The organism is Gordonibacter pamelaeae 7-10-1-b, assembly GCF_000210055.1.
Classification (GTDB): Bacteria; Actinomycetota; Coriobacteriia; order Coriobacteriales; family Eggerthellaceae; genus Gordonibacter; species Gordonibacter pamelaeae.
In genome coordinates this window covers 2,711,021-2,718,312 of the sequence record NC_021021.1, presented here as the reverse complement: position 1 = coordinate 2,718,312, position 7,292 = coordinate 2,711,021, and the positions used below count along the sequence as shown (strand labels likewise).

The 7,292-nt window shown below is 64.9% G+C and carries 7 protein-coding genes and 2 pseudogenes; 3 read left to right on the top strand and 6 right to left on the bottom strand.

The window, feature by feature from the left end; genetic code table 11:
- Positions 1-126 (top strand): annotated as a pseudogene (locus tag GPA_RS17545) (IS3 family transposase); the annotation flags it as partial.
- Positions 127-316: 190 nt separating this feature from the next.
- On the opposite strand, the gene GPA_RS12605 reads toward GPA_RS17545, so the two are convergent.
- The 4 genes from GPA_RS12605 to GPA_RS16935 all read right to left on the bottom strand — a co-directional run bounded on the left by GPA_RS12605 (position 317) and on the right by GPA_RS16935 (position 4,649).
- Entirely contained in the window at positions 317-814 is a 498-nt protein-coding gene (locus GPA_RS12605; protein WP_156791037.1) for a hypothetical protein, read from the bottom strand.
- A gap of 267 nt (positions 815-1,081) precedes the next feature.
- On the bottom strand, positions 1,082-1,426 hold the full coding sequence (locus tag GPA_RS12595) for a 4Fe-4S dicluster domain-containing protein (protein ID WP_015540099.1): 345 nt from the start codon (positions 1,424-1,426) through the stop codon (positions 1,082-1,084).
- A gap of 14 nt (positions 1,427-1,440) precedes the next feature.
- On the bottom strand, positions 1,441-3,846 hold the full coding sequence (locus tag GPA_RS12590; RefSeq protein WP_015540098.1) for a molybdopterin-containing oxidoreductase family protein: 2,406 nt from the start codon (positions 3,844-3,846) through the stop codon (positions 1,441-1,443).
- A gap of 185 nt (positions 3,847-4,031) precedes the next feature.
- Positions 4,032-4,649, bottom strand: coding sequence for a TetR family transcriptional regulator (locus tag GPA_RS16935; protein ID WP_167536667.1), 618 nt, complete (start codon positions 4,647-4,649; stop codon positions 4,032-4,034).
- Positions 4,650-5,315: 666 nt separating this feature from the next.
- Here GPA_RS16935 and GPA_RS20655 point away from each other — a divergent pair.
- Both GPA_RS20655 and GPA_RS19805 read left to right on the top strand, forming a co-directional pair.
- Positions 5,316-5,513: pseudogene (locus GPA_RS20655) on the top strand (EAL domain-containing protein); the annotation flags it as partial.
- Between the two features lie 16 nt (positions 5,514-5,529).
- Positions 5,530-5,685 (top strand): hypothetical protein, encoded by a 156-nt coding sequence (locus tag GPA_RS19805; protein ID WP_015540096.1) that lies wholly within the window; start codon positions 5,530-5,532, stop codon positions 5,683-5,685.
- 98 nt (positions 5,686-5,783) lie between these two features.
- Here GPA_RS19805 and GPA_RS16930 read toward each other — a convergent pair whose 3' ends face one another.
- Together GPA_RS16930 and GPA_RS12570 are read right to left on the bottom strand one after the other, a co-directional pair.
- Complete coding sequence (locus GPA_RS16930) at positions 5,784-6,845, bottom strand: 4Fe-4S binding protein (protein ID WP_015540095.1); 1,062 nt, start codon at positions 6,843-6,845, stop codon at positions 5,784-5,786.
- The coding region (locus tag GPA_RS12570; protein WP_041239600.1) for a 4Fe-4S dicluster domain-containing protein at positions 6,842-7,292 on the bottom strand (451 nt) is incomplete at its 5' end. The genes GPA_RS16930 and GPA_RS12570, both read right to left, overlap by 4 nt.

Genomic DNA, 7,292 nt, shown 5'->3' with positions numbered 1-7,292 from the left:
CGGCGTTTCGGCGCGCCGGCGCCGACCACCATGCCCGGCGGCGACGTCACGTACCTGCGCACGGGCCGGGGCTGGCTCTACCTGGCCGCCGTCATCGACCTGTGCACGCGCATGGTGGTCGGCTACATCGAGGGCTTCCACAACCGGGCCCGCCCGCACTCGACGATCGGCTACCAGACGCCGGCCGGCAAGACGGAGGCGTTCATGGAGCGGTGCGACGCGGCCTTCGCCGAGCCCGCCGCGGGCTCCGACGGCATGCCGCTCGCCGCATGATCCCTGCCGATTCCGTGTCCGAAATCTTGAAACAGATCAATCCCTAGGCGGCTGCGGCCGCAGCGGCGGGGTCGAAGCCCGTTGCCTTGGCGGCGACCTTCATGCAGGGGCCGAGCGTGAGCAAGATGGCCAGGAAGCCGAAGCCGAGCGCGCCAGGCCAGATCATGGCGAAGAATCCCGTGACGGCACCCATGCCGCCGGGCGTTGCGATGTTGTTGACGAACGACATCGTGAAGGCGATGCAGGTAATGAGCAGCACGGCCGTCACGACGCACTGGATAAGGTAGGCGACCGGGCCGCTCGCGCCCATCCGCACCGCCAGGGTGCCGCCCCAGGCGACGGCGGGCACGAGATCGCCGAAGAGATAGGCTATGCAGAAGCTCAGCACGAAGCTCTGGACGAAGCCTATGGGGTTGAGCAGCCCCTGGGCGCCGGTGGCTCCCTCGATGATGAGGGGGATGGCGATGCTGAGCACGGCGCACATGATCGCGCACATCAGGATGTTCATCATCCTTCCGAATCCTTGGGGTCCTTTGAACATGGTTCCCTCCTTTGTCACGCGGGGGACGAGGCAGTCGCGTCGTCCCCCGCCTCGGCTTGCCCGTCCCCGAGCGTCTCTCGCCTGACTCCCAGCGGCTCGCCGGGCACGAGGGAGAGGCCGCAGGCCGGGCAGGCGGCGGCGCCGGCCTCGACCGGGCCGCCGCAGGCTGGGCAGCGAAAGGGAGGCAGGATTCGGTCGGGCTTCTTGCCGCACCTCCCGCATCCTATGCAGGCATAGCCGCACATTCTCGCCTCCCTTCCCCGTCTGCTAGTTGGGCATCCAGAGGACCTGGCGCGGCTTGGTCTTGAAGTCCTCCACCAGATCGTCGATGCGGCCGAACTTCATGACCTGAGCAAGGCAGTGGTGCACGCACGCAGGCTCCTGGCCCTTCGTCACGCGCTCGGCGCACAGGTCGCAGCGATCAGACGGAACCGGGATGTAGTTCCAGTTCCATTTCTCGTCGTCGCCCTCTCCGTACTGCCACGGACCGTCCTCGAACACGCGGATGCCGCGCGCTTGGGGCGGGAAGTCGTGGGCTTCCTCGCATGCCACCTCGCAAGAGTGGCAGTTGGTGCAGTATTCGTAATCAATGAGAAGTCCGTACTGGTTCATTTCGAATCACCTTCCTAGCGAGCAGCGGGGTCGAGCTCGGGGTTGTCGATGCGGAAGAAGTTGTCGGCGTGCTCGATGGGCTTCCCGTCTTCTCCTTCAAGGCCGATGCGGTCGGCTTCCGCCAGGTCGCTTTCCTGGGCCTTGGAAATCTTCACCAACGTGGTTCTGAACGGAGCGCCGAACCCGAGCTTGCCCTGGCGGGAATGCGGGATCAGCGTGTTGATGTTGCTCTTCCACACGCCGTAGAGGTGAGGTGCCTCGGCGTCTTCCTCGGGGAACCACCAGCCATGCTGAGCCTGGATGTAGCCGGGCTTGAGGATCGGCGTGATCTTGGCTTTCTCGAAGCACACGCCCCACGGGTTCTCGATGCGAACCCAGTCTCCCGCTTTGATGCCGTATTTCTCGGCGTCGGCGGGATTGATCTCGACCAGCGGATCGGGGCACAGATCGCGCAGCTTCTCGATCTGACGGCCTTCGGAGTGGAAGTAGCCGATCTCACGAGCGCCCGTCATCATCGTGAACGGATACTCTTTGGCGAGCTCAGGCGTGGAGACGGGCGTGGTGGGAGCCTCGAAGTAGTACGGCAGCGGATCCTCGCCGACCATCTCGAACATGGGGCTGTAGAGCTGGACGCGGCCCGTGGCGGTGTTGAAACCGGGCTTGCCGTCGGGGCGCAGCTTGCCGGTCTCGTATTTGCGGTACTCCACCTCGCTCTGGATGACGACCTTCTTCTGCAGCTCGTCGTAGTCGAACGGATAGGCGCGCATCATCGCGGTGTCGTAGAACTCCTTGAAGTCCTTCTCGCGGTTCTCCCACATTTCGGGGTTGAGTGCAAGGCCGAGGATGCGGTAGAGCTCCCATTCCGGAACAGCCTCGCCGCATTTGACGCACTTGTTCAGAGCGCCGACGTAGTTGGGCGATCCGCCGTAATGCGTCGGGACGATGGTCTCCATCTCGAGCGAGGAAGCAAGAGGCAGCACGACGTCGCAGCAGCCCTGGATGGTCGGGGTCATCCACGTGTCGGTTGCGAAGTTGAAGTCGACCTTGCGCAGAGCGTCGTACCAGCGCTTCGGCTGGGCCGAGCAGGTGGGCGCGATGAGGTTGGTCTCGCCGATCCAGGTGAAGTGGATGGGATAGGGCTTGCCGGTTTCCAGGGCGTCGAGCTGGCGGTCGGCCTGCGACATCTTGAGGCCGCCGGTGTAGAACGGGTATTCCTCGTGGCCGATGATGGCTTCCTTGAGCTCCTGCTTCATCTCCGGCCAGCCCACCGAGTCGATGTCCTCCTGCTTGCCGCCGTCGCCGCCGCTGACGGAGACGAGCACCTGGCCGCCGGGCACGTCTATGTTGCCGGTGATGGACATGAGGGCCAGGATCGCCTGACCGGCCTGAGAGCCGTTCGGGCTCTGGTCGATGGACACGCCCCAGGCGATGGCAGCCGGCTTGGAGGTCGCGTACAGCCGCGCAAGCTTGTAGATCTGCTCCGCCGGGATCTCGCAGATCTCGGCCGCTTTCTCGGGAGGCATCGTCTTCACGCGCTTGGCAAGGTCGTCGAAGCCGAAGCACCACAGGTCGACGAACTCGTGGTCGTACAGATCCTCCTCGATGATGACGTCGAGCATGGCCATGGCCAGCGCAGCGTCAGTGCCGGGACGCAGCTGCACGTTCATGACGGCGCGGGAGCCGGTCCACGTGATGCGGGGGTTGATGTTGACGAGCTTGGTTCCGCGCCTCATCAAGTCGATGATGGCGTGGCCGAACAGACCGTCGGGGCTCGAGTAGATGGGCTCCTTGCCCCACTGGATGATGAGCTGGGGAATGGTGTAGGCCGGATCGTCGTAGCTGCCCGGCAGGCCGCCTGCGTAGTCGATCTCGGGGTAAGACGACCCGATCACGTCCATGGTGATGCAAACGCGCGGGCCGTAGCAAGAAAAGCCGCTCAACGGATAGCAGCCGTTGGGCGTCCCGAGGACGCGGTGGGCGCCGGTGGCTCCGATGTTGCCCTGGCGGCCGGTGCCCATGAACGCCACCATGGACTCGACGCCATAGTTCTCCTTCACCTCGTCGTAGTTCTTCTTAATGATGGCGATGGCCTCATCCCAGCTGCAGCGCTCCCACTTGTCCTTGCCGCGGTTGGCGCGGTCGCGCTTCATGGGATAGATGATGCGGTCGGGATGGTACAGGAAGTCCTTCATGGCCAGGCAGCGCACGCACAGGCGGCCCTTGGTCACCGGGTGGTTCTCATCGCCCTCCACCTTGACGACCTCGCCGTCCTTGACGTAGACCTTCAGGCCGCAGCCCACCGGATGGCAGCCCGGGGCCGACCACACGCAGGTGCGGGTCACCGTGCAGCCGTCCTCCTCGTAGCGCCAGGGCTTTCCCACGTCGTCGCGCATCTCCACGGCAGCATCATTGAATTCCATGGTCTCCTCCTGTCTCAGATGATGCCTTTCCTGCCGATCCGCAGGGCCCGGCGTACGCTGGGGCGAACCCGGCGGATCTCTTGGGGCCCATTATTCAGGGCAGGTGAGGGGACAGAAAGACTGCAGAACCCGCGCTCTGCTCCATGTTTGGAGCAGAGCGCGGGTTCTGTTCCATGGAGGCAGGGCTAGTAGCCCGCGACGAGGGTGGAGAGGGGGAAGGCGATGGAGGCGTCCGAGGGCTTGTCTTCGATGTCGAGGGCCTCGAAGAGGTCTTTCGGCACGGCGGAGAGGAAGGCGTCGATGTACTCCTCTGACTGGTCGGGGTGCGGATCGGACTGCCATTCCTTTATGCACTCGATGCTCATCTTGGCGAAGGCCTTGATCTGAAACTCCACGCGTCCGTCAGGCTCGCGGCCGGTGGCTGCGGCGTACTGCTCGCAATAGTGCTCCACGAAGTTCTGCTCGACGGTCTTCTCCATGAGGGTCTTGCCGAGGGCGCTCGATCCGTTCATCTGGAAGAGGCGCTTGATGAAGCGGCGGTTGCCCGCCACGAAGGAGAACAGGCGGCGATGGCCCGTCTTCCATCCGCAGGTCACGCCTATCTGGCGCACCGAGTGCCAGGCGCCCTCCTCCATGAACCAGATGGCAGCCTGGTACTTATCGCTGAAGTTGCGGTAGAAAGTCTGGCGGGACACGCCGGCGTGGGCGCAGATGTCGACGGTGCGTATCTCCTCGAGCGAGCGCTCCGCCATGAGCTCATCCATGGCTCTGATGATGGCGATTTTGTTCTCCAACGATCCCATGTTGGCCCCCTTGCTGCCGCCGTGCGTCGGAAAACCCTCCTCCATGTGAATTCTAGCAGTTTCTTCGGCGAATGCGCGCAGGGTCTGCGGGGCAGTTGTCGCAGGAGGAGGGGCATCGCCCTCCGACAACTGCCCCGCGCGGGCGCTATAGGGCGGCAGGTACCTTCACCACCGCGCCGCCGTCCAAGGCGACGGAATCGAGGGGATAGGCGTGGATGGCCGGGTCCTCATAGGTGTTGTAGTAACATCATGGGTGTCAGGATTTTTTGACGGGCTTTTGACCTGCGAAAATAGGGAAAATGAAACAATCTGGTCACTAATAGGGTGTTCTGGCAGCCCAGCGACCGTACGGTTCTGTCGGGATGGATAACGCAATGTTTCCCCAGTTCGCATGCTTGGCGCGACCATATTGAGAAACTTCGCCCCTTTGCATTTGGGCGAATTTTGGGCAAATAATTGGAAAACCGCCGAAGACAAGGGCATCCGCATGATGCTTTTCGGGCGGTAGAGAAGTAGCGCTAAGGCGAGCTCTGGCGCCGGGTTCCGTTCTGCTTCGGTCGCGAGTACCTGCTGCACCGCTCGGGGGACCCGGCCCTTCCCGGCTATAACGCGTTCACCCACTACTGCCGCAGGCGCGGCATCATAGAACTCATCGAGACCGCCACCGTGGACGAGTACGAGGACGCGAAGGCGCTTTTCGTCGCGCTGCGGGGCATGGGCATCCACACGGCCATCGACGACTTCGGGGCGGGGTATTCGGTGCTGAACTCCATCCTGGACATTCCCGTGGACACCATGAAGCTCGACCGCGCGTTCATCGCCAACTGCACGACGAGCGAAAAGAAGGTCTACTTCCTGCAAAGCCTTATCAGGATGATCCATGGGCTGGGTTACCGCGTCGTCTGCGAGGGCGTGGAGACCCGGGGGGCAGGCCGACTTCCTGCGCGAGGCCGGCTGCGAAGAGGCGCAAGGCTTCTACTTCGCCCGCCCGCTGCCTTTGGAAGAGTACGAAGCGTTGGTGTACCCGGAGGGGTAGGGGCCGCCGGCTGCAGGGGGCGGCAGAAAGATTCCCAGACAGCAAACCGCCGTCCTGCGCGGTCTTCGGTCAGGACGGCGGAAAATGCGGAATGGCGCCTAGGCGTCGGCGGCTTTTCGGGCACTTTCGTTCCGACGAAGCGCCAGGCCACGTTTCGTGAAGGAGATGGCGTCGTGCGGGCACGCGTCGGCGCAGCGGCCGCAGCGCGTGCACTCGGAAAGAGGACGGCGTCCGAGGTCTGCCACCGGGTCGATGTGCTCCGGGCACACGGAAGCACACGCTGTGCACGGCTCGCTTTCCGCCCGCAGGCAGCGGTCGTGGTCGACGCGCGGGCGCGTCATTTTGCTGCCGAACGACGAGATGAGCGAAAGCAGAGCTCCCACCGGGCAAAAGCGGTGGCACCATTTCCGCAGCACCACGAGCTCGAGCACGATGACGGCGGGGAACACGACCAGGCTGAGGGTGAGCTCGTTGAACCCGACGAAGCGGTACAGGGCTATCACCGAGGCGATGGTAAGGCCGATGGGGCACACCAGGCAGAACACGGGAAACCCGCACGCCGCCGCCGAAACGAGCGAGCCGGCGAGCACCAGATGGCGCGAATCCAGGCGGAAGCGCCGTTTGCCCGCGAGGGTTTTCTCGACGTCGGTTTCCTGGCCGTCCTTCTCCTCGGGCGCCACGGCGGCGTCCTTGGCGCAGGCCAAGGCGTTTTCGCCGTCCGCAGCCTGCGCGCCGTCGGCGCTGGAGCAGTGGCTGCTGCAAGCGCCGCACGAGCTGCGCGCGTGCCAGCGCTCGAGCGACTCCGCCGCCGCCTGATGCCGCTCGTCGACGTCCTTGCGGCGGCTTTTCTTCGTGCGCAGGAAGCGGTCGAGCGGGGGAACGGGGCAGGCCCACGAACAGAACGCCTTTCCGAACGCCACGCCGAGCACCACTACGACGGCAAGCACGATGAGCGCGCGCGGCGCCGCGGCCCACGAGCCGAAGAGCGCCTCGAGCGAGCCCAGAGGGCAGATGGCCGCGATGGCGTCCACACCGAAGCTGCAGTAGCTTCCCGCGCCGCCGAAGGCCAGCACGCCCACGACGCAGGCGACGAACGCCGCCGCCACGACGACGCGCCGTGCGATCGTCATCTTCGAGCGTTTCTTCACCGGTTTCGTCATCGTCCGTCGCCGCCTTTCCAGGGCTTGATGTTCACGCCGCGTTTGCCGGAGGCCGCGTAGCCGCCGTACGAGCCGGCGACGCACACGTTCTCGCACGCGCCGCAGCCGTTGCAGCGTTCTTCGTCCACGACCAGGCGCCCTTGCTCGTCAATGCGCAGAGCGCCCCATTCGCACGCGTCCACGCACGGGGCGCTGCAGTGGCCGGACACGCCGAAAAGCTCGCATTCGCCCTCGTCGACGACGGCGACGCCAATCTTGTCGGCCTCGGGGTCGAAAGGCGCGAGCGCGCCGGTCGGGCAGGCGGCAATGCAGCGGGGGTCGCCGCCGCACATGTCGCACCAGCCGATGCGGAAACGCATGACGGGCTGGCGCACGTTGAGCACGCCGTCCTCGGCGGTGGCGTAGCCGATGGCGCGCGTCGGGCAGGCGCCGACGCAGCGGTTGCAG